The organism is Mesorhizobium sp. M00.F.Ca.ET.216.01.1.1 (assembly GCF_004010325.2).
Lineage (GTDB): Bacteria > Pseudomonadota > Alphaproteobacteria > Rhizobiales > Rhizobiaceae > Mesorhizobium.
Window position 1 is genome coordinate 1 of the sequence record NZ_SADR02000213.1, and the last position, 379, is coordinate 379.

Consider the following 379-nt stretch of genomic DNA (forward strand, 5'->3'; position numbering starts at 1 on the left):
GTGATGATGTCCGACACCTTGCCGGAGCTGCTCGATATGGCGCGCATGGACTCGACCACCTGGTTCACGACTTCGCCACCTCGCATGGCCACCTCGCATTCGTTGCCGGCAAGCGCGTTCGCCTGCTTCGCATTTTCGGTGTTCTGACGGACCGTGGATGTCAACTCCTCCATGCTCGCAGCGGTTTCCTGCAGCGACGCGGCCTGTTCCTCCGTGCGCTGCGACAAGTCCAGATTGCCTTGCGCGATCTCGCCTGCAGAAGTCGTGATCGCTTCCGCTGTGGAATGGATATCGGAAACGATAGCGCGCAATTGCTGGCGCATTGATTCGAGCGATGCCATCAGGCTGCTTCGGTCGTTCGGCGTAAGCGCAATGGACG

The 379-nt window shown here is 60.2% G+C and carries 1 pseudogene; it reads right to left on the reverse strand.

Annotation, left to right across the window (positions count from 1 at the left end):
* Nucleotides 1–341: pseudogene (locus EN859_RS35785) on the reverse strand (methyl-accepting chemotaxis protein); the annotation flags it as partial.
* Nucleotides 342–379: the final 38 nt, after the last annotated feature.